Genomic DNA, 24,864 nt, shown 5'->3' with positions numbered 1-24,864 from the left:
CACACTAAAGACCTTGAGGTAAATATTGAGCTCAAAATAGAGCTCTTTTAATTTAATGGCTGTAAGAAATAGGGAGGATAATTTTGAGAGACAGAGCTTCGGTTATTCTTGTAGAAAATAATAAAGTTGGGCTGATTAAACGAATTAGGAACGGTTCAATTTACTATGTTTTTCCTGGAGGCGGAATTGAAGAAGGTGAACATCCTGAAACAGCTGCAAAAAGAGAGGCCTTTGAGGAGTTAGGTGTAATAGTAAACGTTAGTAAGTGCATTGCAAAGGTGGACTGTAACGGTACTCAATACTTTTTCTTAGCTGAAATACTCGATGGGATTTTTGGTACTGGACAAGGAGAAGAATACACTGATAATAATCGAGATAGAGGTACATATTTGCCAATATGGGTTGAAATAGAAAAATTATCATACATTGACGTTAAGCCTAAAGAAGTTGCTATCACAGTACAATCAATTTTCAACTAAACGACATTTTGGTAGGACATTCCTTTGGTGGCGTCAACATGAAAATAGTGCTCATTATATCCAAAACGATGAACCCCAGATTGTTGTCGAGGCAATAAAAAGATTAATAACTTATAGTTAATTTGCATTTAGTTCAAGATCATTGAAAGAGGGAGTGATATTATTGCAATATTTTATTGGGATTGTACCTTCAGATGAATACAAAATGAAACTAATAGATTTTCAGCATAAGTGGAAAAATAATCTGATTACAAATTTTGTGGAACCACATATAACTCTAAAAGCACAAGGTGGATTAACCCCAGATGAAGAGTGGCTAAGTAGAGTTAGAAAAGTATGTAATAACTTTCAACCCTTTCAAATTACACTTGATAAACCAATGTTCTTTGGTGAAGACATTCTTTATTTAAGTGCAAATTCCCATGAATTATATAAACTACATAAAACTATAGTTCGAGAAATTTCTCCTTCCAACGAATTAATTAAACAGTATTTTGAGCTGGACGACTTTGTACCACATATGACTTTGGGGAAAACAAATTATGGTTTAACAAAAATAGAACTTATAGATATGAAAGACTTAGCAGAACAAGAACTTAGTCCTTATCCAACTTTTGATGTTAAATTTGTAAGGGTTTATCAAGAGGTTGAAACAAATAAATATATAAAGTATATAGATATCCCATTAAATGGATTGAACTAAAATTCTGTTTTTGTGGTAAAATTTAGTAATTGTTGATTAATTATGGGGGGCTTTAAATGCAGACTGCTGTTATATCAATTGTCTTTTTTTGGTTGGCGTAGTGATTTTTATGAACGTTATTGAAATAGCAGTAAGAAACGGAATAAACAGATCAGTAATTGGTCAATTTCTTGAAAAAGAGAATGGAATAAAAGAAAATGAAAAATCTTTTCTTGATAGTGATTTAGATAACGATAAATAAAACTCTTAACATTAACTGATTCTTACATCGTAGATCTGGATTACATTAGGAGATGCATTTTATTATGAATATATATGTTCTATTAATAATTTCATTCATTTTAGTATTATTGGTTGGAAATGCTTTTTATGTTGCTTTTAAGGGATACGAAGAGGATGACGATTTTACCGGAGGCATTAACACATTTTCATTTGTTGAAATGTTACTAGGAGGTCTACTGTTCATTTCAGAGAAATTTTTCCCTGAAAGATACCATATTGCTATTTTTAAATTTATCTCTTTTATATTTGGGGTAATCAACTTAGGCTTACTAATTTTATTGTGGCTATATTGTTCACCTTTTGAATAATTAATGTGGAAAGTATTTCTAAGTCGAGCTAATCAGTGAGTATAGATAAATAAGATAAAAAATGATTTTTTTAAATAAGGAATAACAACACTCGGGGGTGTGTCAAAATGAACAAATTTGTTATTGGGTGGAGAATCTTATTTTTAGTAATTCTAACATCACTACTATTACTCGGAGGGATTAGTAGAAATATATTTTTCGCTGTGATACTAGGCATAATTATTTTTTCAATCATCCCTGAAGTTTATTCAAAAAAGTTAGGCGATAAGTAAATGTTAATTCTAAAAATAGTATTAGAGGGGATGTTAACAACACCGGGCTAATGAGCGGATCTGTACGAGCAAATTAAAAACAGGTATCGGAAGTATTATCCCAGATACCTGTTAGTGAAGTTAAAGTTCTTTATATTCAGTCATCGAGTCCATATGGCTCGCAATCATAGCAATCATTGTGCTGGCCTCTTCTTTAGAAAACGTAAAGATGCTTTCGTCTTTATGGAGCTCGTCATCCAGCCAATAACGGTTGACTCTTTTGAGGACGCCGTGACCCGTGTCCCCAACCAGTCCAAACTGATAGGTGATTTCTACTTCATCTTCTATATGAAATGCGGTGACTTCAGGAGATTCCCAATCAACGCCGACCTCTTCAGGATCATAATCATCATGTACAATTTCATCTACATAATACTCTTCACCGTCTTCATCTTCATCTGTTACATAAGTTTCTTCCAATACATAATCATCTTCATCATCTACTTCATCCACATAAAACGCTTCACTATCTCCGTTCATAAAAGAATGGAAACTTTCGTGGACGGCGTCAATAACATCTTCAATATCAGGGAGTATAATCCTTGCCTGCATTTCATATTCGAAATCAAATGTTTCAATGTAAAATTCTTCGTTATGAGGATCAAAGAGGAGGGTACAGAAAAACTCTCTGTCGTCATCTTCCGTCTCGACGAAAAACTCAATTCTCGGATGTTTGGCACTTTGATCAATCGTCATATGACCGACTTTATCATATTCATCACAGATCGAATTCAGATGATCCTGCAGTTCGGCTGTTACTCGGTTAAACCATTCCATGGCCATGCTATACCCGCCCCTTAAAATATATTCTTCATTCAATTTTTTATCTTTTCCCATTTCATGAATTTGTTGCATGCCATTTATATCCTTTTTTCAATTAAATGATTTTTTAAGAATAAAGGTTGGAAAACAGGGGAATTTAGAATGATAGATATAGTAAGTAATAAACAATAATAGATATCAGAGAAGACGTAAACTCAACTGATAAAGGAGTGTTTCAATGAATTCCCTAGAGCAATCCATTAAAAAATATGCTATTCCTTTTGAAACACAAGATGATTTTACACCTATTATAGAAGCAATCGGCGAAGCGAAAATCGTTCTATTGGGAGAAGCAAGCCATGGTACTTCAGAGTTTTATTCGATTCGTGCTGAACTGTCAAAAAGGTTGATTGAGGAAAAAGGATTCACTCTTATTGCTGTTGAAGGTGATTGGCCATCCAGCCAACAAGTTAATCGATATATTAAAGGGTACTCAGAAGAAAAAGAAGATGTAAAAGATGTGTTAAAGGCGTTCAACCGTTGGCCAACATGGATGTGGGCTAATGAGGAAATTGCTGACTTTATCACATGGCTCAAGGAACACAATGCCAAAATTGGAGTTAGTCAAAACGTAGGTTTTTACGGAATTGATGTCTACAGTTTGTGGGAGTCATTGGACGAAGTAATCACTTATTTAAGCAAGACAGATCCAGAAAGTGAGGATCTGGATCTGGCCAGGAAAGCGTTCGCGTGCTTTGAACCTTTTAATCGACATCCTGAAACGTATGCCATGTCTTCGGTAAATATATCGGAAGCATGTATCGATGAAGTGACTAAGCTACTAAAGTCTATACGCGTTCATGAAGATAACTATAATGATGTACAGGAAGCCGATTTGAACTTGAAAATCAATGCAATGGTTGCACAAAACGCTGAAGAATATTACCGGGCTATGGTCCGTAGTGATGATATCTCCTGGAATGTCCGTGATGAGCATATGGTTGAAGTGATAAACGAAGTCATGGACTATCATGGAAACGATGCAAAAATCATCATTTGGGAACACAACACCCATATCGGGGATGCTTCCGCAACGGATATGGAAGCGGCTGGCATGGTGAACGTTGGACAGATTCTCCGTCTACAGAACAGAAAAGAAAATGTTTTCGCTGTCGGATTTGGCACACACAAGGGAACAGTTATCGCAACTGACCAATGGGCAAACCCATATGAAATGATGGTCGTGCCACCAGCTATGGAAAAATCATGGGAATACGCTATGCATGCAGCCGGTGAATTTAATAAGTTATTGATTTTCGATGATGACAATCGCCACCTGTTTGATGAATGGATTGGTCATCGGGCAATTGGCGTGGTTTATAATCCTGAGTTCGAAGCTTACGGGAATTATGTACCTTCAAAAATGGGAAGTCGCTACGACGCTTTCATTTATCTGGACGAAACCAAAGCCCTTAGTCCAATTGAGCATGACAACCCATAATCACTCACTAATTGCACCGCATTTGCGGTGTTTTTTTGTTTTTGTTATTTAATTCAACAATGAAAGAATGGTAAAATGTAACAATAATTAATGCTTGTAGAAGGATGAAACTAAAGGGAAAGGACTGGTGTACGAATGATTATCATGATAAATGGAGCATTTGGGGTGGGGAAGACCACTGTTTCCAATGAACTACAGAAAGAAGTCGAAAATAGTATGATTTTTGATCCGGAAGAAATAGGTACTTTGTTAGGCAAAATTCTCCCAGTAGATGTTATGGCTCTTGAAGCAAAAACAGGAGATTTTCAGGATTTGGAGCTTTGGAAACAATTAACCGTTACCGTAGCTGAGCACTTAATCGCACAGTATAAAGTGAACTTAATTGTTCCAATGACTATTCGGAAAGTAGAATATTTTAATTACATATTTGATGGATTTAAGAAGATAGATGAACAAACAAGCCATTTTTGTTTAACAGCAAATCAGGAAACTATTTTCGATAGACTTAGGGAACGTGGGGAGGAAGAAGGGAATTGGTGTTTCCAACAAACATCGAAATGCCTGAAAGCATATAAAGAACATGATTTTGGGGATTACATCAACACGGAGAACGTCCCAGTACATACGATTGTTCAAACCCTAAAGGAAAAACTAAAAATAGTAGAAGCTGTTAAATAGATGAAGACTTTTGTGCTACATGGGACATGTGACGGAAACTAATTTTGACGGAGGAATGACGATGGATGATTCAACCCATAAAATCTTAGAACTAACCAAACCAGAACAATTCGAACGTGCATTTCCACTAATGAAACAGTTAAGATTGGATTTGACGATAGAGTCTTTTCAGGAATTGCTTGGACAAATGACACAAGACGGATATCGACTTTTTGCCTTATTTGCTCAAAATCAAATCGTAGCTTTGGCAGGCGTGAGCTTGAGAACAAATTTTTATAGCGGCCGTCACGTTTATATTTATGATTTAGTTACGGACGTCTCTAAACGTTCGCTTGGGTATGGAGAGACATTGTTGGAGTTCATACATGAGTGGGCAAAAGAAAATGGTGCCGAATATGTAGCACTGGAATCGGGAATCCAAAGAACCGATGCTCATAGGTTCTATGAAGACAGAATGGATTATGATAAATGGTGTTTTTCGTTCAGAAAAAAATTGTAAACGATGATGAAATGAGTTCTTTGAAGGAGTTGAAGGGTTTTTTCATTCATGATGGAAACTGAAATTACTCACCACGATTCTTGAGATTTCCTGATAGTGTGCTAGTATGTAAGTAATTAAAATAGTTGCGGGGGGACGCATTGGCGTTGAGAAGGTTAAAACCTGACCCTTTGAACCTGTTCGTTAAGACGAACGTAGGGAGCAAAGTACATAGCGGTTTAACGCTTTTGTTTTGTACTGTAGCTCTCCATTATGGAGGGCTTTTTTGTTTCTAATTCAATATTTTAATTGCGGGGGGACTTTTTAGTTGAGAAGGTTAAAACCTGACCCTTGGAACCTGACAGTTAACACTGACGTAGGGAGCAATGTTTCATCAGAAACGCTCTTTTGTCATACGCAAAAGGGCGTTTTTTGCACTTGCGTCCATCCAAAGAAGGAGGACTAGTAATGACATTTTGTGAAGAAGTACGAAAAGAAACGGATCTTTATTGGCAAGGCAGTTTTGATCATCCCTTTGTAATGGGACTGGTGGACGGGACATTGCCACTTGAGAAATTTGCGTATTACATGATGCAGGACGCCTATTATTTAAAACACTACACAAAGGTGCTGGCGATTGCCGCTACGAAGGCTGAAACGAATGAAGACATAGCATTCTTTTTAGAATCTGCCCGCTACATCAATGAAGCCGAGCTTGAGTTGCACCGAACTGTTTTCAAAGAGCTCGCTATTACGGAGGAAATGGAAGCACACTTTGAACCTGCTCCGGCTGCCTACAACTACGTATCGCATATGTACAATGCAGCTCATAACGGGGATGTGGCAGAAGCGTTTGCCGCCATGTTCCCTTGTCCATGGCTCTATCAGGAAATCGGGGAGAAGTATAAAGACGCTAAACCAGGTGTCAAAGCTTATGAAGATTGGATTGCCGTGTATAGTGCACCAGGTTACAAAGAAAAAATCGAGCATCAAATGCAAATGATGAATCGATATGCAGAGGCAAATCCGAATAAGAGAAATGTGCTGAAAAGTCATTTTGCTAAGAGCTGCTATTACGAGTGGAAATTCTGGGAAATGCCTTGGACACTTGAGAACTGGGAAAACGAGGTGAAAGTCTATGCCTATTGAACAAATACGTCAAAAAAAGCCTCTCGTTCACTGCATGACAAACTATGTCGTGGCGAACTTTACAGCCAATGGGTTGCTAGCAATCGGTGCGTCACCAATCATGGCGGATGAGATATCAGAAGTAGAAGAAATGGTTGCCATTTCCTCGGCTCTATTAATTAATATCGGCACAATCAATACACGAACGCAAGAAGCGATGCTTCTGGCTGGTAAAAAAGCGAATGAACTTGGTACACCCGTTGTTTTGGATCCAGTAGGCGTAGGAGCTACGTCATTTCGCAAACAGGCAGTGAAGGATTTGCTGGAACAAGTTCGGTTTAATTTAATCAGATGTAATGCAGGTGAACTGGCTGCAATAGCAGGTGTTTCGTGGAAGTCAAAAGGAGTGGACAGTGGAGAAGGTGACATGGACATCGCGGACGTTGCCAAGCAAGTAGCGAAGGATTGGAATTGTATAGTAGCTGTGACTGGCGCTTCAGATTATATTACCGATGGAAACAAAGAATTTTGGATAACTGGCGGGCATGAACGAATGACCGAGGTAACCGGTACTGGGTGTTTGTTGAGTGCAATTTGTACGGCGGCTTTAAGTTTGGATGGAGAGGCCCTCCTCAACTTACGTGATCTCCTTCAAGCTTATAAACAAATATCCGAGCAAGCATCGTCTCAGGCACAACTTCCTGGCTCTTTCCAGACTGAAGTACTAAATGCTTTGCATCTCTTTTCCAAAGGTGATGGAAAATGAACATTGTCATGACGATAGCAGGCTCGGATAGTGGGGGCGGAGCCGGTATACAAGCCGATTTGAAAACATTTCAGGAACTTGGCGTATTTGGTACGTCCGCGATTACAGCACTGACTGCTCAAAATACGCTGGGTGTAGAAGGGATCTTTCCAACATCACCCGATTTCGTGGCACAACAAATAGATGTTGTCTTTAAGGATATGCCCATCCAAGCAGTCAAAACAGGCATGCTCTTTTCAACAGAAATCATTGAAGAAGTAGCAAATAATTTGCGAGAAAAAAATGTACAGCTTGTCGTTGATCCTGTGATGATTGCCAAAGGAGGCGCAAACCTTTTGCAGAATCAAGCCGTGGAAACTTTACGGACCAACCTATTGCCTCTTGCAACAGTATTAACCCCAAATATTCCAGAAGCCGAGGTGCTGGCTGGTTTGGAAATCCAATCGGAGTCAGATATGCACAAAGCAGCCAAGGCGATTTTAGGAATGGGTGTCAATTGCGTGGTCATGAAGGGCGGTCATCTAGAAGAACGAGATACGGCAACTGATACAGTCTTTATGGCCGATGGGACTAGCTTTAAAATGGTTACCCCTCGTATCAACACCAAGCATACACATGGAACGGGCTGTACGTTTTCTGCCGCATTAACTGCATTTTTGGGACAAGGAATTCCTTTGAAGGAAGCTTTGATTGAAGCGAAAAAATTTGTCCAGCTGGCTCTCGAGAATCCTCTTGGTATCGGCCATGGACATGGACCGACCAACCATTTCGCTTATAAGCAATTAAAAGCAATTTGTGAGGTGACCATCATTGAACCGTAAAGATTTGGCAGTATACCTCATAATGGGTACACCCAATTGTGTTGAAGATCCCTTGGTTGTTTTAAAGGATGCGTTGGAGGCTGGCGTAACAATGTTTCAGTTGAGAGAAAAAGGTGATGGGGCATTGAAAGGGGATGAACTGGAAGAGTTTGCACGGCAATGTCAGGAAATATGCAAATCTTACAAGGTACCATTCATTATCAATGACGATGTGGAATTAGCGATAAAATTGCATGCAGATGGGGTGCATGTAGGGCAGGATGACATCGCCCTTACGGATATAAGAGAAAAGTTCACGGGACAAATCGTAGGAGTTTCCGTGCATACCCAACAAGAGCTCGAAGGTGCCATCAAAGGTGGTGCGGATTATGTTGGGATTGGTCCGATATATGAAACAAGGTCGAAATCTGATGCAATGGCTCCTGCAGGTCTCACTTTCTTGCGACAAGCCCGAAGTTTACATCTCGATTACCCAATCGTCGCTATTGGAGGAATCACAGCTGAAAATGCACACGAACCGCTACAGGCTGGTGCCGACGGTGTGGCAATCATTTCAGCGATTTGTCAATGTCAGGACCGTCATGCAACAGTATCCTTGATATTAAGTAAAGATGAAATTAGGAGATAATTGGTTAGTTGCCCCAATAACGGGGAAAGTTGCCCCAATAACGGGGAAAGTTGCCCCTATAACATGAAGAGTTGCCCCAATAACACCAATAGTTGCCCCAATACATCAAATGAAGACATGAATGAAGCCTTCCCGACCGAGCGGGGAAGGCTTTTCACTTCTTTTAATACGCTTTTGCTCAACAAGTCATTGTCGAATTAAGTTCTAATTTGCGTTCTTTCTTATTACAGTGTAAGACAACGACTTGAAAAAAGGAGCGTAAGCATGTTAATAGATGGGGTGTTTTCTGGAGGAGGCTTGAAAAATTTTGCATTAGTTGGTGCATATCAAGTAATGGAGGAAAAGGGATATCGCTTTCAACGAGTAGCGGGAACAAGTGCAGGGGCTATTCTTGCCTGCTTTATTGCTGCTGGATACACTGGTAAGGAAATGGAAGAGATGCTGGGTGATTTAGATTTCAAAACCCTACTCGATACACGAAAATCGATCGTTCCATTACCATTTATGAAATGGATTTTCCTGTATTGGCACATGGGACTGTACCAAGGCAATGCACTGGAAAACTGGTTCATGGAAAAATTGGCGGCAAAAGGGGTATATTCTTTTGGTGATTTACCGGATGGTACGTTGAAGCTCGTGGCTTCAGATTTGACGAATGGAAAAATAATTGTATTTCCAGATGACTTAGCAAGTTATGGGCTATCAGCAGATAGCTTCCCCATTGCCCGTGCTTTACGTATGAGTTGTGGCATCCCTTTTTTCTTTGAACCAGTCACTTTGAAAGTCAAGAATGGGGAGACAATTGTTGTTGATGGGGGAGTGTTGAGTAACTTTCCTTTGTGGTTATTCGATGATAAAGATGGAAATAGGGAACGACCCGTTCTTGGTTTGAAAATCAGTCGTGGCCACCACGAATCGAAAGGAAATAAAATCAACAATGGACTCAATTTATTCGAAGCGCTTTTTTCAACGATGCAAAATGCGCATGATGAAAGGTACATTTCCAGGAAACATGAGAAAGATATTATCTTCATACCAGTAGATGATGTTAACACTACAGATTTTGATCTTAGTAAAGAAAGGAGAGAGGCTCTGATTGAAAGAGGACGGAGTCGAACCGAGCAATTTCTGAAATCTTGGACACCGCCAATTCATGGAAGAAGCTTTCAAACTTCAAATCGTTAGTATTAATATCTGTGAGTTTCGATTAACGACCTGCTTTCAAAATAGTTGAAAAACCTTCCTTTTATTCTTTGGATGAATGGGGGTTTTTCTTGCTTATAACCTTAAAAATCACTGGATATAATTGCAGTTTTCAAGAAGAAGAGTTATTAAACGATTCAATTAGTTGATTTTAATAATGCATCGTATTATAGTAGTTGATGGGTCAACTGTTGACCCGTCAAACATTAAAGGGGTGGTTTTATGTCCAACTCATGTTCAGATGAAGGAAAAATTGTCTATCGATTATATGAGATAAATAAGCAAACAAGCCCGAAGTTTGAGCGCTGTACAGGCATCAGTCAATCCCGATTGGATTTGTTGAACAAGTTGTTTGAAGTGGATGAAATCAGTCAGACGGAGCTTCAAAAAGAAGTGAATATAGATCATGCAGCTGTAACGAGGCACTTAAAGCAATTGGAAGAAAAGAGAATGGTCACACGACGTAAGAATCCCGCAGATAATCGATTTACGTTTGTTCGTCTGACGGATGAAGGTCGTGAAAGAATTGTTGCTTACCAAAAAGAGAAACAGCAATTCATTTCGAAGGTTTTAACTGGATTCAATGCAGAGGAACGCTCTTTACTTTTGGACATGCTGACACGGATACAAGACAACGTCAAAAATATTAATCCAAATGAGTAGTCGCAATACGACAAACTAGTATAAATATAAAGGAGAATGAAAAATGAACCATACACTTATAAATGACTTTAATGAAATCGTATCAGGACGTCGTTCCATCCGGAATTATGATCCGACGGTGAAAATAACAAGACTGGAAATGACTGAAATACTAACAACTGCCACGCTTGCCCCTTCATCCGTTAATCTCCAACCTTGGCGTTTTGTTGTCATCGATAGCCCAGAAGGTAAAGCGACATTGGCTCCCCTGGCCAAATTCAATCAAAACCAAGTGGCAACATCTGCTGCAATGATTGCCGTATTTGCAGATATGAACAGCATCGACTATGCTGACGACATTTACGGTAAAGCAGTGGAACAAGGTCTGATGCCAGCTGAAGTCAGAGATGCACAGCTACCAGCTATCAAAGGATTGGTTTCAACCATGTCACCGGAACAATTGAAGGAAATGAACTTAATTGATGCTGGTTTAGTATCCATGCAACTGATGCTCGCAGCAAGAGCTCACGGTTATGACACGAATCCAATAGGTGGTTATGAAAAGGACCAAATTGCTGAAGCTTTTGGTATGGACAAAGAGCGTTACTATCCCGTTATGCTAATTTCGATTGGAAAAGCGATAGATAAAGGGTATCAGTCTGTCCGTCTACCTGTGGATGCCATCACTGAATGGAAATAAAGCTAACAGTCAAGTAACAGAAAAGAGGAACTGAATCGATGTTTATTATTCATGCTGAATTTCAAGTGCAAGTAGAAAAAGAACAAGCATTTTTGGAAGAAATTCATCCACTAATCACAGCCTCTAGAGCTGAAAGTGGAAATGTTTCATACGACTTATTGAAAGATATAGAGAAAGAAAACTTATACACGATGGTCGAAGTATGGCAAGATATGAACGCTGTCGAAAGTCACAACAAAAGTGATCACTTCACTTCCTTTTCAAGTAGAGCTGCAGAATATCTAGCCGGACCTTTGAATGTGAAAATCTACGAAGGTAATGAGAGAATCAAATAATAAGATGGCAAAAAGACACTTCCAGTAATATAGATTGGAGGTGTCTTTTTGCTTTTGTAACTATACTTGCATAATGAATGACGAACGAATTATGAACAAGGTTAATTGATGCTAGGATGCAGAGGGGCAAATTCATTTATGAAATAGCTTGTAATTTATATTTAGGCAACAACACTTCCACGCTAGTTCCTTTATCGACTTCGCTTGATATATTAATAGTTCCTTTATGAGATTCAATAATACTAAAACTAACAGTCATTCCTAAGCCAATACCTTTTTCTTTTACGCTATAGAATGGCTCACCAATGTGTTTCAAACGGCTTTCCTCAATCCCACACCCATTATCTTCAAATTTAATCGCAAAATAGTTTTCATCTTTTTCGAATAAAGTGATATTGACTTCACCTTGAGTGGATATAGATTCTATAGCATTTTTTAGAATATTGATAAACACCTGTTTTAATTTACTATCATTACAATATGTATCAAATTTTTCTAATTCATTTAAATTCAGTTGAATATTTTGAAGCGATGCTTCTGTCGATAACAATTGAATGACTTCTTTAACAATTGTATTTATGTTTTTGTTGGAAAAAATAACTTCCGATGGTCTTGAAACAATCAATAGTTCGTTAACGATGGTATTAATTCGGTCTATTTCATCAATCAACATCTCGGTATGAGGCTCAAGATTAATGGCCTTATCTTTCCCCATTTGCAAAAAACCTTTAATAGTGGTCAAAGGGTTACGTATTTCGTGAGCAATGCCTGCAGCCAGTTCACCAATAACAGACATTTTTTCTGACTGTCTCAACATACTTTCCGTTTCTTTTAATGCTGTAATATCTCTCCCGATTACGACCAGCCCTTTTCTCGAACCATCAGGATTGAAAATGGGCACTTTGAATGCATCGAACGTTTTGCTTGAGCCATCTCTTAATTGAATGGTTTCTTCACAGCGAGTGACTTTCCCAGCCCTCCAAGCTTCCTCGTCGGTATCAATACAATAAATCAAAGCATCATGATAATAATCAGTGTACTGGGCCATCTCTCTATCGTCCTTGCCCCTGTAATCGATGCCTTCTAGTTCGAATAATTGAGCACCAAATTTATTGATTTGAAGCCACTTGCCTTCACCATCTTTAAATGAAACACAGTCTGGCATGGTATCTATTAGCAGTGTGAGCTTCTCTTTTTCTTCTTCAATTAGTTTTGAATCTCTCAAATTTTTAATATAAAAATACAAAAGAATGGCGGTAAAGAAAACAAATAACAGACTTTTGAATGTCTGAAGGAGAAGGACTTTTTCAAAAATGGTGTTAGGATCATATAATAAATAATCTGTCCCTATAACCCAGACTGGACCTATAATCAAATAGACAAACGGAATTATTCGGTAAAAATCGGTGCTTTTTTTCATTGTTGTACCCCTTAAATATTGGAAAGTATGATGCTATTTAGTTATATTGTCACATACAAATGAAATTTCAGCAATTTAACATTACGTTTACTGCACGCTGGGCCACACAATTTATAGTTTTTCCAGAAGAGATTGGCCTTCGGACATATTGTAAAGCAGTTCGTCAAAAGAGGGAATATGAATATGATTAGAGAAGATAAACCTTACACAATAACTTCATAAATACGTACAAGAAGGTTCATTAATGCAGCAAAAGATTAAAATAGCAAAATGGTTACTGGAAGTTGATATTTTGTGCTGGATTACATCACTCTACCTATTGTTCAGTTAGATTTTGTTGCTTTAATGCCATGGAGTCACGGGAAAAATAAATTAAAGTAGGTGCGAACATGATTAAATTCCACGGAACACCAACGCTGGAAACCGAACGATTGATTCTTAGAAGACTGGTTATTGAAGATGCACAAAACTTCTTTACCCATTGGATGTCTGATGAACGGGTTACGGACAATCTCATAAAAGGAGCACATAAATCAATCAAGGAGTCAGTTGAGAGGGTAACGAATATTGTCAATGAATATGAGGAACAAGAATTTTGTTATTGGGGCATTGAATTAAAAGCAACTGGTGATCTTATCGGAGCAATCGATTTTTATCATTTCGACCTCGGCACGGAAAATTGCGAAGTAGGATTTACACTCGGTTACGACTGGTGGAATCAAGGATATGGAACAGAATCGTTGAAAGCCGTTATGGAATTTGGCTTCAGGCATATGAATATTCATAAGATATCTGCAGCACATAACAGTGATAATCCTGCATCCGGAAAAATCATGCAAAAAGTTGGAATGAAACAAGAAGGGTTGATACGGCATATGATTCGTAACGCTAAAAATCAATACAAAGACTGTGCAATCTACGGGATTCTCCAGGAAGAGTACTTACTACAAGTAAAGATGGGGTGATTACTCATGTCGACAAAACCAGATTTACATGATCTAGTATTCACTCTTTTTTTATTTAATAAATATCATAATTTAATAATAGGAAACATCATAGATTGATTGGGGCGTAATAATTTGAATATAGTTAGTCTGGAAAGAGCAACAATACCCGATGCAGAAGCTATTTTTAATATGCAAGTCAAAGCATTCATGCCGCTTATGGAAAAGTATAAGGATTACGATATAAACCCAGCGAATGAAACAATAGACCGAGTTGTTTCGAGGATCACTAATCCTCAAGGCATATTTTATAAAATTTTGTTGGATACAAAACTTGTAGGTGGAATCCGTATCTTTTGGAAAGAAGATGTTCATTTTTGGATTAGCCCCATGTTTATCAGTCCAACCCATCAAGGGCAAGGTATAGCAAAAAAAGCGATATTGTTAGTAGAAGAAAGCTTTCCTCAAGCCATCAGTTGGGAACTGGCAACAATCCTGGAGGAAGAACGTAACTGCCATTTGTATGAAAAAATGGGGTATATACAGACGGGGGAAAAACGGCGTATTAATGATAATACCACACTGGTTTTTTATAAAAAGTCTGTGTAAAGTGAATCGCCAAAAACAAATGGGAGTGTATTATCATTAAATTTCATGCCAAGCCTAATTTTGGTCATCATATGACAACAAGTTAACAATTCGATGACATGAAGGGGTATGGGTTTAACTATCAGGGATTCTCCGTTAAGATGCAGACTATGCTTTAGTTATAAAGCGTAGCTTTGAATCGAAAGGGGTTTACATGAGAATGAATATTAAAAAAATTATATTACCGTTTGCAGCAGGTGTATTGATATTGAGTTTATCTGCTTGCAACGAAGAAGATAAAGCAACAAAAGAAGAAAAGCCACAAGAAGAAACGAAGCAGGAAGCAACAAAAGCACCATCTGAACAAGACCAAGCAGCTGCAGCTAAAGAAATGCAGGCAAAGCTTGCTAAGCAAGAAGTAGACGAGAGCAAAGTTGTTGCGGTAGTCAATGAAGAAGAATTAAAAGGTGAGGAATATAATGCAGTATTGGCTTCCGTTCAAGGGCAAATGCAGCAGACAGGTCAAGATCCTAGTAGCAAAGAAGCAGCAAAACAGGTAAAAGAGCAAGTACTTAATACGCTTGTTGGACAAACGTTGATTTTACAAAAAGCGAAAGAAGCAAAAATTACTGCTACAGATAAAGAGATTGATGAACAATATAAATCTTTTGTAGAGCAATACGGTGGAGAAGAAGCAATGAATAAAGCGTTGAAAGCACAAAGCATGGATACTAAAATGCTGAAAACCCAAATTGCTGACTCCATTCTGTTTGAAAAATATCAGGATAAAGTAGTACCTGCCAAAGAAGTAACAGAAAAAGAAATTAAAGCCTATTACGATCAAGCTGCTTCTCAAGCAAAATCGGCTGGACAAGATCTTCCTCCACTTGAAGAAGCAAAAGAAGAAATTAAAGGGATTCTTAAACAACAACAACAGCAAGAATTATTGACTAAACATGTTGAAGAGTTAAAAGCTGACGCTGAAATTGAATTGAAAATCTAATGTATAACTTGCATGGCCTCCCATTAATCTGATTAATAGGGAGGCTTTTGCATGGGTATACTAATCATTATTCACTAAATTAATTATCAGGAGCTATATGTCATGAAAGAATTCAAAATCACTTATTTTTTTGATGAAGACCATTACATCCGGCGATTTATCCATGTTGAATCCATGGAAATTGCAGAAGAGCTGATACAAAGTGAAAGAGAACAAACCATTTCATTTCGTGATAGCAGAGATATATACCATGAGTTGAATACGCGAAATGTTCGAGTCATTCAACTTTCGGAATATCACCGGGTGGATAAAAGCACAAAAAGAGAGGGGCGATGACCATGTCACCGTCCCTCTCTTTATTGTGACTACGAACACACCTTATTCAGCAGAAAGTTCACTTTCAGTTACCCATTTATGATTCTTTACTTCTTCACCATCAGTCGAAGTGTAATCTACCATATACACAGTTGTTTCCTCAGCTGAGTCGATAACTGCGGTGGTGCCTTTCATCCCTTCCGTATGATCTCCCTCGACAATTACTTCATCGCCTTCTGCATATGGTTCAGTAGCAGCGTCTTTTATTTCCTCATGAATGATCCATTTATGGTCTTCTACTTTTTCTCCACCAGTCGTTGGTGTATAAGAAATGGTATATACTGTCGTATCGTAAGCTCCAACGATTGTAGCTTCGGCATCCTTCATGCCTTTCATGTGATCTGTTGTAATGGTTGCTTCGCTACCAACTTTAAAAGTTGGATTTGTTGCGTCTTTTAGCCCTTCAGGAATCTCACCAGAGCTGGAATGTGAACCTCCATGATCCATCTCACTATGGTCGGATTCCTTGCTCGTTTCATTTCCACAACCGCTCAGTGCCACTAGTAATGCAAAACTCAATAAGTACCGTTTCTTTTTCAATGGTATATACTCCCCTATCATTTTGATTTCTTAAATGTAGTATACCCTAATGGGGTATATAATAAAAGTGAAAAGTCTGTCAGGTAGACAGAATGGGATTCTAGGTTGACAGTTCTGGATTCCAGGTTGACAGTTCTGCGTTCCGGGTTGCACAAAATTCCGTTCTGCTGAAAATCGTCTCGCTAGCTGAAACTTTCGACGCCGATAATGTCACACTCTATGAAGAAAACCCTTGAATACGTCGATTACGTATCCAAGGGTTGCTCTTATATTTAGTTTGGTGGGGGAATCAGCCAAACGTTCTCTTTGTTAACACGTAACAATTTGGCACCATGCGTTAAATACTACAAAACGTTATTACTTTAATGATGCGAAGACAAAACATTATATGTTTCTGTCGAAGAAGAATAAAGAAAACAGATAAAAATCAAGTAACACTTAAACGAAAAGGGCTACCAAATCGGTAGCCCTTTTTATTTTCATGGATGATCTTTTATTCTAAAGTTCGGGTCTTACCCACAACTTGGAAAAATCAACGTATCCAAAATGCTTGATATTGACGTTCATTAGATCGGTAGAGAAGGGGATTTGACGTTTTTCATAATATAAAGGAATCATCAGCGAAGCTTCCAAAAGAGCTCTTTCCATTCTCAAGTTCAAGGTAGTCCACTTTTCAAAAGGGGTATGCACATATTCCTTTAAATACATGCTGGCCGTTTCATCGGCCTCAATCATTTTTGCTAATGGGGAGTACCCATTTTTAAGAAAATAGTAAAAGGACAAATCTTGATTCAATTCGAATACTTCACCGTGAATGAACAGATCGGCTTCCTGGTTTCTTGGACTGTTTTGAACTGTCTCGGCAAAGGGAAGCCAAGTGACTTCCACAGGGACGCCTTCTTTTTCGAATACTTCCTTCAGCCACATAGTGGTTTTTTCCGTATAGTTCACTCCTTTTAAAATCAATGGTTCTGAAAAATGGGGGCGTTGCATCACTGGTACTTTGTATTGCTGATCATGACCTATGAGGCAGCTCTTATCGTTGGCCCAAGCACGTGAATGTACGAGTGGAATTTCATGGCGATGCTTCGCTATTACATAGTGCAGATAGTCTCGGACTTCCTTGCACTGAATCTGTGAATCGCGAAACGCATTCATGATTACGACTCCGAAACCTGAGCTACTTTCTACTTGAAAAGTGCCATCTACTGGGTCTTTAGTTGCAGAACGGTAGGCGGTATCGAAGTCTTTTGGTACCTGCACAAATTCCACTGCATCCAATAAAGGTCTTTCCAAAAAATAATCCTTGAAAGCACAGATCGTGGTTTTTAAGTCATTGCTTTCTTCTAAATAAAATGCTCCAGTGCCAAGTAACTGTCCTTTAGTTTCCTTGTAAATGCTTGCAGTTAACGTACCCAAAAGTTGGAGGCAATAGCTGCAACCGTTTGGGAATTCAATATCAATTACTAGAGGTGCCACGATTTCAATGCGCTGAATGGGCTCCCATAAATCCCGGAAATGCTTATGACACCTCAATTTTTCCAGACAGAACTTCACATCTTCCGCGGTCAGTATGGATGCATCATGGAACTTAATATCTTTTCTCAAATAGAGTCGGAGTTTCGATGGGGTTACATCCCAACTGTGGGCAAGTTCAGGTGAAACCATCCCCTTTTCGTCAATGGCCACTAATCGATTGAATAGATTCGCCACCAAGCTCGCGCTATGTACTTCTGCCGCTTCCAGTGGATGCATCGTTAGGAAGGTGTATCTTCTTGGAATGATGAGCTTGTCCATGTGGTTTGTGCTTTGGTTGTAGCCGAATTTGGAATGGAACTTATTCATCAAACGCATTTTGCTGTCGCTTGACCACTCGTAGAGTAAATATTTCCCGATCGTTTCGACTGGTTCTTCATCAATCATTTTCATGACCAAGTCTTCATAAACTTCTTCCACATTTTTTTGCCATTGAATCTTCGATGCTTTGCCTCTCCCAAGTCCTGAAGTAAAGATGAGCCAGCCTTCTTTTGTCCATTTCTGCAAGTATCTTGCCGTTTGTTTCCTACTCAGACCGAGGAGTTCCGTTAGTTCATCCAGCCTAATGCTCCCTGATGAAACCGAACGCCATACGGTCAATAAATGTCTATCCATCATGTTCTCCTTTTTTGAAAAAGTGGACATAATTATTTATTTTGTCCATTTTTAATGTCAATAGTCTAGTTTAATATACATAAGTAATAGGAGGGGTTCAACATGGCCTTTAAAGACTATCCACAAAATATAAAAGTTCGGTTGATTACATCGTTTTTCAACCGTGCGGTATCATCAGCGGTCATGCCTTTCATGGCATTATTTTTTGCACAGGAAATGAGCAAGGTATGGGCAGGTGTGTTTCTGGTATTCACAGTCGTCGTCAGCTTTTTCACTAATTTGATCGGGGGCTATATTTCGGATCGATTACCACGCAAAAGGGTGTTGCTCCTCACATCTTCCTTGAGTGCGTTGCTGTTTCTATTCATGACCTTGAGTCTATTACCTGAAGACAACTTGATTTGGTTATTTGCGATTGCCTATGCAGCATTCGTAGTGACAAGCAGCCTAGGGCGACCTGCCATGCATGCGATCATCATCGATTCGACCACGCCTGAAAATCGAAAAGCAGTCTATGCTATTGAATACTGGCTCGTAAATCTATCTATGGCAATCGGTGCGGCACTTGGAGGATTGCTTTACGTCAACCATCAAATTGAACTGTTTGCCATGTTGACGGTCACATCGGCCAGTCTACCGATTGCTTATCATATATGGCTGCGGGATGAGTCCACAAGTAGATTGGAAAAACAGCATCAAAATGTATTACTGGATGTAATTCAAAATTATAAAATTGCTTTTCAAGATATACCGTTTGTCAAAGTTGTCGTAGGCTCGATGTTTATTTTTGCCGCTGAGTTTTCACTTAACAGTTACATCGGCGTTCGTCTCGCAGAAACGTTCGAGACAGTACAAATAGGGGAGTTCCAAGTGGGGGGAGTAAGGATGCTGAGTTACCTCAATATCCAAAATATGCTTCTCGTTGTGTGTTTTACGTTTATCATCAATAAACTCACTGATAGGTTCAATAAGAAAAATGTCTTACTGTTTGGACTTCTACTATATGGAATCGGTTATGTAACGGTCACGTCTGCCAACACGTGGTACATTCTAGTTCTCTTTAATATCATTGCAACACTGGGAGAACTGATTTATTCACCGATTCGAAATACGGAAGAGGCAAACATGATGCCAGCCAATAAGAGGGGATCTTATTCTGCCTTTTCGAACCTATCATTCAGCGGTGCAGACTTGGTTGCTCGCTCCACGATTATCATGGGTGCATACCTGGTCCCGACCATGATGTCCGTTTACATTGGAATGATTCTGATGGCTGGTATCGTCTTGTTATATGCAGGTTTATTTATGAGCAAAAATGTTTCAGATGAAGGAATAATAAATGCAACTGTTTGAAGGAAAAGGACCATCCAAAAGATGGTCTTTTTTCGTGCAAAGTGAATGATTTTAAAGTTGAAGCAGTTCATTTGTTATAATTGCATCGTGCAATATTTTACGAACCATTCAAAATCCGATAGTATAAGTAATAATTTAACATCAAATATCGAAAAGTATTTATTTAAAGGAGTACACTCAAGATGTCTACACTCGCAATATCCAACTACTTGAAAGATCATGCACATCAAATCACGGAAGAATGGTTGAATGAGAGAGTAAAAGAGCCGGGTTCATTTTATTCTAATCAAGCTTCACCAGATGTGGAGAAACTCTTGAGAAAGCAGCATCAACATACCATTCAGTTATTGATATCAAGCTTTGATCAAAATGATTTCGATTTTCGGGAAAAACTTGATGAATGGGCTCAAACTGTAGCAAAGTCGCGAGTGGAACATCGAATAGCCATTCATGAAGTTATTAAATTTCTTGGAAAAACGAGAACGCTCTTTTGGGAATATATGAAACAATATATCGATCAAACGAATGAAGATGTTTGCAAACATCTAGTATCGGAATGGAGTGAAATGCTGAATTCTGGATTTGAACTGATGATTGTCAAGTTCTCTGAGTATTACCATGAATTCAACGAGAAACGATTGACCGAGCATCAGGCCTTGATAAAATTACTGGAAATACCACTCATCAAGATTTGTGATAAAATTTCTGTTCTTCCGGTAATCGGTGTGATTAATTCGGAACGTGGGTTGTCCTTACTTAATGATATTCCGATGAAGTGTAGTGAAAACATGGTAGAAAGTTTAATTATCGATCTTTCTGGTGTGATTGAAATTGAAGAAGTCGTTGCATTCCAGCTGACTCAACTTGTTCAAGTTTTGAACTTGATGGGGATTGAAAGCTTTATCTCCGGTATTCGGCCAGAAGTTGCAAGAAAAGCAATCAGTTTTGGAGAAGAATTTCATGCAATTTCTAAAATATCTTCAGTTCAAGAAGTGATTGGAAAAAAGAACAATCAAATGTGAGTATCATTAAAATTCAAAAATAGGACACCTCCAATTCTTTTCAAATTGGAGGTGTTTTTTCTTCTATTCAGTTTCACGATACTTTAGGACTTGTAAGATTTTTCTCTTTCACTTTTTTTACGATGATTCGATGTCATTGGCTCATGTTTTGGTTTTAAGAATCCCTGCTCCACTAATTCCATCGAAATTTCTTCTTTTGGTGAAGTTGCATTAAAATCTTTCTTCTTTGGTGTTTGAGACAAGGGACCTGTAAAGTTAATAGCACCTTTATGATTGTCACTTCCCATCAAAAAACCTCCTTAAAAGTATCGTTCCTTCTTAACATGGTTATAAAAGCGAAGTTCATTCTTTAAATTTCAAAAAAAAAAAATCATGTAGAACGAAAACATGTTCATGTAAAAGGCGCTTTAAAGGTTTTCTCCAGTCAGCTCCCATTTCTGTACACACACTCAACAATCACTCTTGTACGACTTGGCTATGTCCTCAAATTAAAAAAGACAATCACATAGGATTGTCTTTTGGTTTGAGGATTGATATGTCGGGTTGAATTGTAAAGGTTTTCGTCACACTAAAAATACCATGGAGGCTTGGGCCGGATATCGTTTTGATGGGATTTCTGGTTAACTTTGATTTCACTAGATTCATTCGATTCATGCGTTTTATTGGATTCAAAGGATTCATTGGAATCATTGAATTTAATAGGTTCATTGAAATCTTTGGATTTGGAGATAGATTTGGAATTGAATTTTGTTCGAGACGTACCTTCATCATCGAAATCATACGGGATAAACTGCTTATAGTCATGCGTATTAATATTGGCATTCCGGTATTCCTTAAAAGGTTTGTCAATGGACTTGCCATCTTCATTCTTCTGCGCACGTAAGTGGTCAACTATTACGTTTCCAATATATCTGCCTAATTTCAAGCCTTCGATGTTATCGGCTTCAAAATGAACGCCAGCACATAGACGGCTGAAGGCGTCATCAAAAGCAATTTTTCGTAACTTTTGTGCTTCCATTGGGAAGAAATAGCTTAACACCACTTCTGCACAGCCAGACATGCTGGCATGGCCAGAAGGATAGGAAGGAAATTTAGGTGTGGAAAGAATCGTTTCCATCTCATGGTCATATTGATTTGGTCTGGCAACATCCAATTTATACTTCAAATCCCATACGACAATCTTGGTGTCATTGATTGCCATATGGACAGCAGCTAGTATTCGAGAGGCGTAGACAGGACTGACCCCATACGATTCTACTAAACGGTCAATGATAGAAGTCCACTGTTTAGTAGGGACACCTGTTCCATAAAAAATGGCCAACTGTTCCTGAGTGTGTGTCAGGTGGTTGAGTGTACGCTGAACAATCTTTAATTCTTTTTCAAAATCTATTGCACTAGGTTTTTTAATGGGAAAGTGCATTATCGTTCCATTTGGATTCAAGAAGTTCTTTTCTTTGTCTCTTTTTAAATAGGTCAAAGACCGAGAACCTGAAGATGGTGTATCAGGATTTACTGGTGGTTTCTTTTCACCTGCATAAGGTACTTCGGACCAACGTAAATATTTTTTCTTCATTTTTTTCATCTCCACTCTATTATTCCTTTAACCTATGTCAAAGAGTAAGAACATGTGTATTAATTAAAGCTATTCGCAACATGAAAATGATGAGAAAAGTACTTTCTAAAATCGGATATTAATTTTGAAGATCTTTTTGCCGGATGAGGCAATTGTGAAAAGTCCCGGTAATCATAAGTTGTCTCATTTCATACTATGAATAAATCAAACCCTAAACGGAGGGAAAAAATGGATATTTTGAACAAGGTGAAGAGCTTCCGAGAAGAAGAAAACAGCCTAAAGTGGGAGGGTACATTTGCTGAATACTTGACCATCGTTAAGGAACGACCAGAAGTTGCCCAATCGGCTCATTCACGTGTTTATAATATGATCAATAGCCATGGGTTGACGCAAAAGAATGGTCATAAAATGTACCATTTTTTTGGTGAAGAAATATTTGGACTTGAAACGGCCATTGAGCGACTAGTAGAAGAGTACTTTCACCCAGCTGCAAAAAGATTGGATGTTCGAAAGCGTATTTTATTGTTGATGGGACCTGTAAGTGGAGGGAAATCAACAATTGTGACATTGTTGAAACGTGGTTTTGAAAAATATTCAAAAACCGACGAAGGAGCTGTTTACGCGATAAAAGGATGCCCAATGCACGAAGACCCACTTCACCTCATTCCCCACGAGTTACGTGACGAATTTTTTGAAGAGTATGGAGTCCGCATTGAAGGCAGCTTGTCTCCTTTGAACGCGATGCGTTTGGATAAAGAGTTCAATGGTCGCTTGGAAGACGTAATGGTGGAAAGAATTTTCTTCTCCGAAGACAAACGGGTGGGAATTGGCACATATACGCCTTCTGATCCGAAATCACAGGATATTGCCGATTTGACAGGAAGTATTGATTTTTCAACAATCGCAGAATTCGGTGCGGAATCAGATCCTCGTGCTTACCGATTTGATGGGGAACTGAATAAAGCGAACCGCGGAATGATGGAATTTCAGGAGATGTTGAAACTCGATGAAAAATTCCTTTGGCTGTTGTTATCTCTAACTCAGGAAGGGAATTTCAAGGCAGGAAGGTTTGCATTAATCAGCGCGGATGAACTCATAGTGGCTCATACAAATGAAACAGAGTATGCTTCGTTTATTTCAAATAAGAAGAATGAAGCCTTGCATTCCAGAATTATTGTCATGCCAATTCCTTATAACCTGAAAGTGAGTCAGGAAGAACGGATTTACGAAAAAATGATCCAGGAAAGCGATATGACACATATTCATATTGCTCCGCAAGCATTGCGAGCAGCCGCCATTTTCTCAGTATTAACAAGGCTTGAAACACCTAAAAAGCAAGGCATTGATATTGTGAAGAAAATGCGTTTATATGACGGCGAAAGTGTAGAAGGCTTCAATCAAATCGATGTGGAGGAATTGCAGAAGGAGTTTCCGCATGAGGGGATGAACGGCATTGATCCGCGTTACGTAATCAATCGGATTTCTTCGGCCATCATCCGCAAGGAAGTGCCATCGATCAACGCTCTGGACGTTTTGCGTGCACTGAAAGATGGTCTCGACCAACATGCTTCCATCACGCAGGAAGACCGGGAAAGGTACATGAATTATATTTCTATTGCCAGACGGGAATATGATGAAATTGCCAAGAAAGAAATTCAAAAAGCCTTTGTTTATTCCTATGAAGAGTCAGCAATTACCTTAATGGATAATTACCTGGACAATGTAGAAGCTTATTGTAATAAAAATAAAATAAGAGATACTTTGACCGGTGAAGAAATGAATCCGGATGAAAAACTGATGCGTTCAATCGAAGAACAAATTGGCATCTCTGAAAATGCGAAAAAAGCGTTCAGGGAAGAAATACTCATACGTCTGTCTGCCTACGCTAGAAAAGGAAAGCGCTTTGAATACAATTCACATGAACGTTTACGCGAAGCTATACAAAAGAAACTTTTTGCGGATTTAAAAGATGTGGTGAAGATTACGACATCATCCAAAACACCGGATGAATCACAGCTTAAAAAGGTAAATGAAGTAGTTGCGAGACTGATTGATGAACATGGCTATAATTCAATTTCAGCCAATGAATTATTGCGTTACGTAGGAAGCCTGCTTAATCGATAATGGGATGAATATGAATAACAGAACAAGACGAATCAGATAATTCGTC

Annotated in this window: 28 protein-coding genes and 2 riboswitches; of the genes, 22 read left to right on the top strand and 6 right to left on the bottom strand. The window is 38.6% G+C overall.

Features of this window, described 5'->3' with window-relative positions; all coding sequences use genetic code 11:
- The first annotated feature begins 83 nt into the window (after nt 1-83).
- The 4 genes from HMPREF1210_RS13910 (at nt 84) to HMPREF1210_RS13900 (ending at nt 1,772) form a co-directional block, all read left to right on the top strand.
- On the top strand, nt 84-479 hold the full coding sequence (locus HMPREF1210_RS13910) for an NUDIX domain-containing protein (protein WP_016429334.1): 396 nt from the start codon (nt 84-86) through the stop codon (nt 477-479).
- A 163-nt stretch (nt 480-642) separates the two neighbouring features.
- Nucleotides 643-1,182, top strand: coding sequence for a 2'-5' RNA ligase family protein (locus HMPREF1210_RS13905; protein ID WP_016429333.1), 540 nt, complete (start codon nt 643-645; stop codon nt 1,180-1,182).
- Between the two features lie 109 nt (nt 1,183-1,291).
- On the top strand, nt 1,292-1,423 hold the full coding sequence (locus HMPREF1210_RS18525) for a hypothetical protein (protein ID WP_255349293.1): 132 nt from the start codon (nt 1,292-1,294) through the stop codon (nt 1,421-1,423).
- 64 nt (nt 1,424-1,487) lie between these two features.
- Nucleotides 1,488-1,772, top strand: coding sequence for a hypothetical protein (locus HMPREF1210_RS13900; protein ID WP_016429332.1), 285 nt, complete (start codon nt 1,488-1,490; stop codon nt 1,770-1,772).
- 392 nt (nt 1,773-2,164) lie between these two features.
- Here HMPREF1210_RS13900 and HMPREF1210_RS13895 read toward each other — a convergent pair whose 3' ends face one another.
- Entirely contained in the window at nt 2,165-2,866 is a 702-nt protein-coding gene (locus tag HMPREF1210_RS13895; protein ID WP_036660212.1) for a hypothetical protein, read from the bottom strand.
- Between the two features lie 217 nt (nt 2,867-3,083).
- On the opposite strand from HMPREF1210_RS13895, the gene HMPREF1210_RS13890 reads away from it, so the two are divergent.
- From HMPREF1210_RS13890 to HMPREF1210_RS13840, 11 genes are all read left to right on the top strand, one after another.
- On the top strand, nt 3,084-4,346 hold the full coding sequence (locus HMPREF1210_RS13890) for an erythromycin esterase family protein (RefSeq protein ID WP_016429329.1): 1,263 nt from the start codon (nt 3,084-3,086) through the stop codon (nt 4,344-4,346).
- Nucleotides 4,347-4,481: 135 nt separating this feature from the next.
- Nucleotides 4,482-5,024 carry an AAA family ATPase gene (locus tag HMPREF1210_RS13885; RefSeq protein WP_016429328.1) on the top strand — a complete coding sequence of 181 codons (543 nt, stop codon included), beginning with the start codon at nt 4,482-4,484 and terminating at the stop codon, nt 5,022-5,024.
- A gap of 61 nt (nt 5,025-5,085) precedes the next feature.
- Nucleotides 5,086-5,523, top strand: a complete 438-nt coding sequence (locus HMPREF1210_RS13880) for a GNAT family N-acetyltransferase (protein ID WP_016429327.1) — start codon at nt 5,086-5,088, stop codon at nt 5,521-5,523.
- Nucleotides 5,524-5,642: 119 nt separating this feature from the next.
- Nucleotides 5,643-5,741, top strand: a riboswitch (TPP riboswitch).
- A gap of 64 nt (nt 5,742-5,805) precedes the next feature.
- A riboswitch (TPP riboswitch) is annotated at nt 5,806-5,902 on the top strand.
- 68 nt (nt 5,903-5,970) lie between these two features.
- Nucleotides 5,971-6,651: a thiaminase II gene (gene tenA / locus HMPREF1210_RS13875; protein ID WP_016429326.1), complete on the top strand. Its 681-nt coding sequence runs from the start codon at nt 5,971-5,973 to the stop codon at nt 6,649-6,651.
- Nucleotides 6,641-7,396 carry a hydroxyethylthiazole kinase gene (thiM, locus tag HMPREF1210_RS13870; RefSeq protein ID WP_016429325.1) on the top strand — a complete coding sequence of 252 codons (756 nt, stop codon included), beginning with the start codon at nt 6,641-6,643 and terminating at the stop codon, nt 7,394-7,396. Before tenA ends, thiM begins: the two co-directional genes overlap by 11 nt.
- On the top strand, nt 7,393-8,217 hold the full coding sequence (thiD, locus tag HMPREF1210_RS13865; protein WP_016429324.1) for a bifunctional hydroxymethylpyrimidine kinase/phosphomethylpyrimidine kinase: 825 nt from the start codon (nt 7,393-7,395) through the stop codon (nt 8,215-8,217). The genes thiM and thiD overlap by 4 nt, the downstream gene beginning before the upstream one ends.
- Nucleotides 8,207-8,845 (top strand): thiamine phosphate synthase, encoded by a 639-nt coding sequence (gene thiE / locus HMPREF1210_RS13860; RefSeq protein WP_016429323.1) that lies wholly within the window; start codon nt 8,207-8,209, stop codon nt 8,843-8,845. Before thiD ends, thiE begins: the two co-directional genes overlap by 11 nt.
- A 264-nt stretch (nt 8,846-9,109) precedes the next feature.
- Nucleotides 9,110-10,030 (top strand): patatin-like phospholipase family protein, encoded by a 921-nt coding sequence (locus tag HMPREF1210_RS13855; RefSeq protein WP_016429322.1) that lies wholly within the window; start codon nt 9,110-9,112, stop codon nt 10,028-10,030.
- A 240-nt stretch (nt 10,031-10,270) separates the two neighbouring features.
- Nucleotides 10,271-10,711, top strand: a complete 441-nt coding sequence (locus tag HMPREF1210_RS13850; RefSeq protein ID WP_016429321.1) for a MarR family winged helix-turn-helix transcriptional regulator — start codon at nt 10,271-10,273, stop codon at nt 10,709-10,711.
- A gap of 43 nt (nt 10,712-10,754) precedes the next feature.
- Nucleotides 10,755-11,390 (top strand): nitroreductase family protein, encoded by a 636-nt coding sequence (locus HMPREF1210_RS13845; protein WP_016429320.1) that lies wholly within the window; start codon nt 10,755-10,757, stop codon nt 11,388-11,390.
- 38 nt (nt 11,391-11,428) lie between these two features.
- On the top strand, nt 11,429-11,725 hold the full coding sequence (locus tag HMPREF1210_RS13840; RefSeq protein ID WP_016429319.1) for a putative quinol monooxygenase: 297 nt from the start codon (nt 11,429-11,431) through the stop codon (nt 11,723-11,725).
- Nucleotides 11,726-11,861: 136 nt separating this feature from the next.
- On the opposite strand, the gene HMPREF1210_RS13835 is transcribed toward HMPREF1210_RS13840, so the two are convergent.
- Nucleotides 11,862-13,145, bottom strand: coding sequence for an ATP-binding protein (locus HMPREF1210_RS13835; protein WP_016429318.1), 1,284 nt, complete (start codon nt 13,143-13,145; stop codon nt 11,862-11,864).
- Between the two features lie 389 nt (nt 13,146-13,534).
- Between HMPREF1210_RS13835 and HMPREF1210_RS13830 the strand changes: the two genes are divergently transcribed.
- The 4 genes from HMPREF1210_RS13830 to HMPREF1210_RS13815 all read left to right on the top strand — a co-directional run bounded on the left by HMPREF1210_RS13830 (nt 13,535) and on the right by HMPREF1210_RS13815 (nt 16,016).
- Nucleotides 13,535-14,110 carry a GNAT family N-acetyltransferase gene (locus HMPREF1210_RS13830; RefSeq protein WP_016429317.1) on the top strand — a complete coding sequence of 192 codons (576 nt, stop codon included), beginning with the start codon at nt 13,535-13,537 and terminating at the stop codon, nt 14,108-14,110.
- Between the two features lie 171 nt (nt 14,111-14,281).
- Nucleotides 14,282-14,698, top strand: a complete 417-nt coding sequence (locus HMPREF1210_RS13825) for a GNAT family N-acetyltransferase (protein ID WP_051123236.1) — start codon at nt 14,282-14,284, stop codon at nt 14,696-14,698.
- 199 nt (nt 14,699-14,897) lie between these two features.
- Nucleotides 14,898-15,680 carry a SurA N-terminal domain-containing protein gene (locus HMPREF1210_RS13820; RefSeq protein ID WP_051123230.1) on the top strand — a complete coding sequence of 261 codons (783 nt, stop codon included), beginning with the start codon at nt 14,898-14,900 and terminating at the stop codon, nt 15,678-15,680.
- 102 nt (nt 15,681-15,782) lie between these two features.
- Complete coding sequence (locus tag HMPREF1210_RS13815) at nt 15,783-16,016, top strand: hypothetical protein (protein WP_016429314.1); 234 nt, start codon at nt 15,783-15,785, stop codon at nt 16,014-16,016.
- Between the two features lie 42 nt (nt 16,017-16,058).
- Here HMPREF1210_RS13815 and HMPREF1210_RS13810 read toward each other — a convergent pair whose 3' ends face one another.
- Entirely contained in the window at nt 16,059-16,595 is a 537-nt protein-coding gene (locus tag HMPREF1210_RS13810) for a YdhK family protein (protein WP_016429313.1), read from the bottom strand.
- Nucleotides 16,596-17,093: 498 nt separating this feature from the next.
- Entirely contained in the window at nt 17,094-18,746 is a 1,653-nt protein-coding gene (locus HMPREF1210_RS13805; protein ID WP_016429312.1) for an ABC transporter substrate-binding protein, read from the bottom strand.
- Nucleotides 18,747-18,848: 102 nt separating this feature from the next.
- Between HMPREF1210_RS13805 and HMPREF1210_RS13800 the strand changes: the two genes are divergently transcribed.
- Nucleotides 18,849-20,099, top strand: a complete 1,251-nt coding sequence (locus tag HMPREF1210_RS13800) for an MFS transporter (protein ID WP_016429311.1) — start codon at nt 18,849-18,851, stop codon at nt 20,097-20,099.
- A 182-nt stretch (nt 20,100-20,281) separates the two neighbouring features.
- Nucleotides 20,282-21,121 (top strand): STAS domain-containing protein, encoded by an 840-nt coding sequence (locus HMPREF1210_RS13795; protein ID WP_016429310.1) that lies wholly within the window; start codon nt 20,282-20,284, stop codon nt 21,119-21,121.
- Between the two features lie 83 nt (nt 21,122-21,204).
- On the opposite strand, the gene HMPREF1210_RS13790 is transcribed toward HMPREF1210_RS13795, so the two are convergent.
- A complete protein-coding gene (locus HMPREF1210_RS13790) occupies nt 21,205-21,408 on the bottom strand; it encodes a hypothetical protein (protein ID WP_016429309.1) in 204 nt (67 codons plus the stop codon).
- A 281-nt stretch (nt 21,409-21,689) separates the two neighbouring features.
- Entirely contained in the window at nt 21,690-22,694 is a 1,005-nt protein-coding gene (locus HMPREF1210_RS13785) for a vanadium-dependent haloperoxidase (RefSeq protein ID WP_016429308.1), read from the bottom strand.
- A gap of 228 nt (nt 22,695-22,922) precedes the next feature.
- Between HMPREF1210_RS13785 and HMPREF1210_RS13780 the strand changes: the two genes are divergently transcribed.
- Nucleotides 22,923-24,818: a PrkA family serine protein kinase gene (locus HMPREF1210_RS13780; RefSeq protein ID WP_016429307.1), complete on the top strand. Its 1,896-nt coding sequence runs from the start codon at nt 22,923-22,925 to the stop codon at nt 24,816-24,818.
- Nucleotides 24,819-24,864 lie beyond the last annotated feature (46 nt).

Origin of the sequence: Paenisporosarcina sp. HGH0030 (genome assembly GCF_000411295.1) — a bacterium.
Classification (GTDB): Bacteria; Bacillota; Bacilli; order Bacillales_A; family Planococcaceae; genus Paenisporosarcina.
Note: the sequence above shows the minus strand (reverse complement) of the source record. Positions and strands in the feature narration are given on the sequence as shown.

Coding starts and splice junctions, on each gene's coding strand:
- HMPREF1210_RS18525 (WP_255349293.1), top strand. CDS start 1,292: ATGAACGTTATTGAAATAGCAGTAAGAAACGGAATAAACAGATCAGTA.
- HMPREF1210_RS13900 (WP_016429332.1), top strand. CDS start 1,488: ATGAATATATATGTTCTATTAATAATTTCATTCATTTTAGTATTATTG.
- HMPREF1210_RS13895 (WP_036660212.1), bottom strand. CDS start 2,866: ATGGCCATGGAATGGTTTAACCGAGTAACAGCCGAACTGCAGGATCAT.
- HMPREF1210_RS13890 (WP_016429329.1), top strand. CDS start 3,084: ATGAATTCCCTAGAGCAATCCATTAAAAAATATGCTATTCCTTTTGAA.
- HMPREF1210_RS13885 (WP_016429328.1), top strand. CDS start 4,482: ATGATTATCATGATAAATGGAGCATTTGGGGTGGGGAAGACCACTGTT.
- HMPREF1210_RS13880 (WP_016429327.1), top strand. CDS start 5,086: ATGGATGATTCAACCCATAAAATCTTAGAACTAACCAAACCAGAACAA.
- tenA (WP_016429326.1), top strand. CDS start 5,971: ATGACATTTTGTGAAGAAGTACGAAAAGAAACGGATCTTTATTGGCAA.
- thiM (WP_016429325.1), top strand. CDS start 6,641: ATGCCTATTGAACAAATACGTCAAAAAAAGCCTCTCGTTCACTGCATG.
- thiD (WP_016429324.1), top strand. CDS start 7,393: ATGAACATTGTCATGACGATAGCAGGCTCGGATAGTGGGGGCGGAGCC.
- HMPREF1210_RS13855 (WP_016429322.1), top strand. CDS start 9,110: ATGTTAATAGATGGGGTGTTTTCTGGAGGAGGCTTGAAAAATTTTGCA.
- HMPREF1210_RS13850 (WP_016429321.1), top strand. CDS start 10,271: ATGTCCAACTCATGTTCAGATGAAGGAAAAATTGTCTATCGATTATAT.
- HMPREF1210_RS13845 (WP_016429320.1), top strand. CDS start 10,755: ATGAACCATACACTTATAAATGACTTTAATGAAATCGTATCAGGACGT.
- HMPREF1210_RS13840 (WP_016429319.1), top strand. CDS start 11,429: ATGTTTATTATTCATGCTGAATTTCAAGTGCAAGTAGAAAAAGAACAA.
- HMPREF1210_RS13835 (WP_016429318.1), bottom strand. CDS start 13,145: ATGAAAAAAAGCACCGATTTTTACCGAATAATTCCGTTTGTCTATTTG.
- HMPREF1210_RS13830 (WP_016429317.1), top strand. CDS start 13,535: ATGATTAAATTCCACGGAACACCAACGCTGGAAACCGAACGATTGATT.
- HMPREF1210_RS13825 (WP_051123236.1), top strand. CDS start 14,282: ATGCAAGTCAAAGCATTCATGCCGCTTATGGAAAAGTATAAGGATTAC.
- HMPREF1210_RS13820 (WP_051123230.1), top strand. CDS start 14,898: ATGAATATTAAAAAAATTATATTACCGTTTGCAGCAGGTGTATTGATA.
- HMPREF1210_RS13815 (WP_016429314.1), top strand. CDS start 15,783: ATGAAAGAATTCAAAATCACTTATTTTTTTGATGAAGACCATTACATC.
- HMPREF1210_RS13805 (WP_016429312.1), bottom strand. CDS start 18,746: ATGGATAGACATTTATTGACCGTATGGCGTTCGGTTTCATCAGGGAGC.
- HMPREF1210_RS13800 (WP_016429311.1), top strand. CDS start 18,849: ATGGCCTTTAAAGACTATCCACAAAATATAAAAGTTCGGTTGATTACA.
- HMPREF1210_RS13795 (WP_016429310.1), top strand. CDS start 20,282: ATGTCTACACTCGCAATATCCAACTACTTGAAAGATCATGCACATCAA.
- HMPREF1210_RS13790 (WP_016429309.1), bottom strand. CDS start 21,408: ATGGGAAGTGACAATCATAAAGGTGCTATTAACTTTACAGGTCCCTTG.
- HMPREF1210_RS13785 (WP_016429308.1), bottom strand. CDS start 22,694: ATGAAGAAAAAATATTTACGTTGGTCCGAAGTACCTTATGCAGGTGAA.
- HMPREF1210_RS13780 (WP_016429307.1), top strand. CDS start 22,923: ATGGATATTTTGAACAAGGTGAAGAGCTTCCGAGAAGAAGAAAACAGC.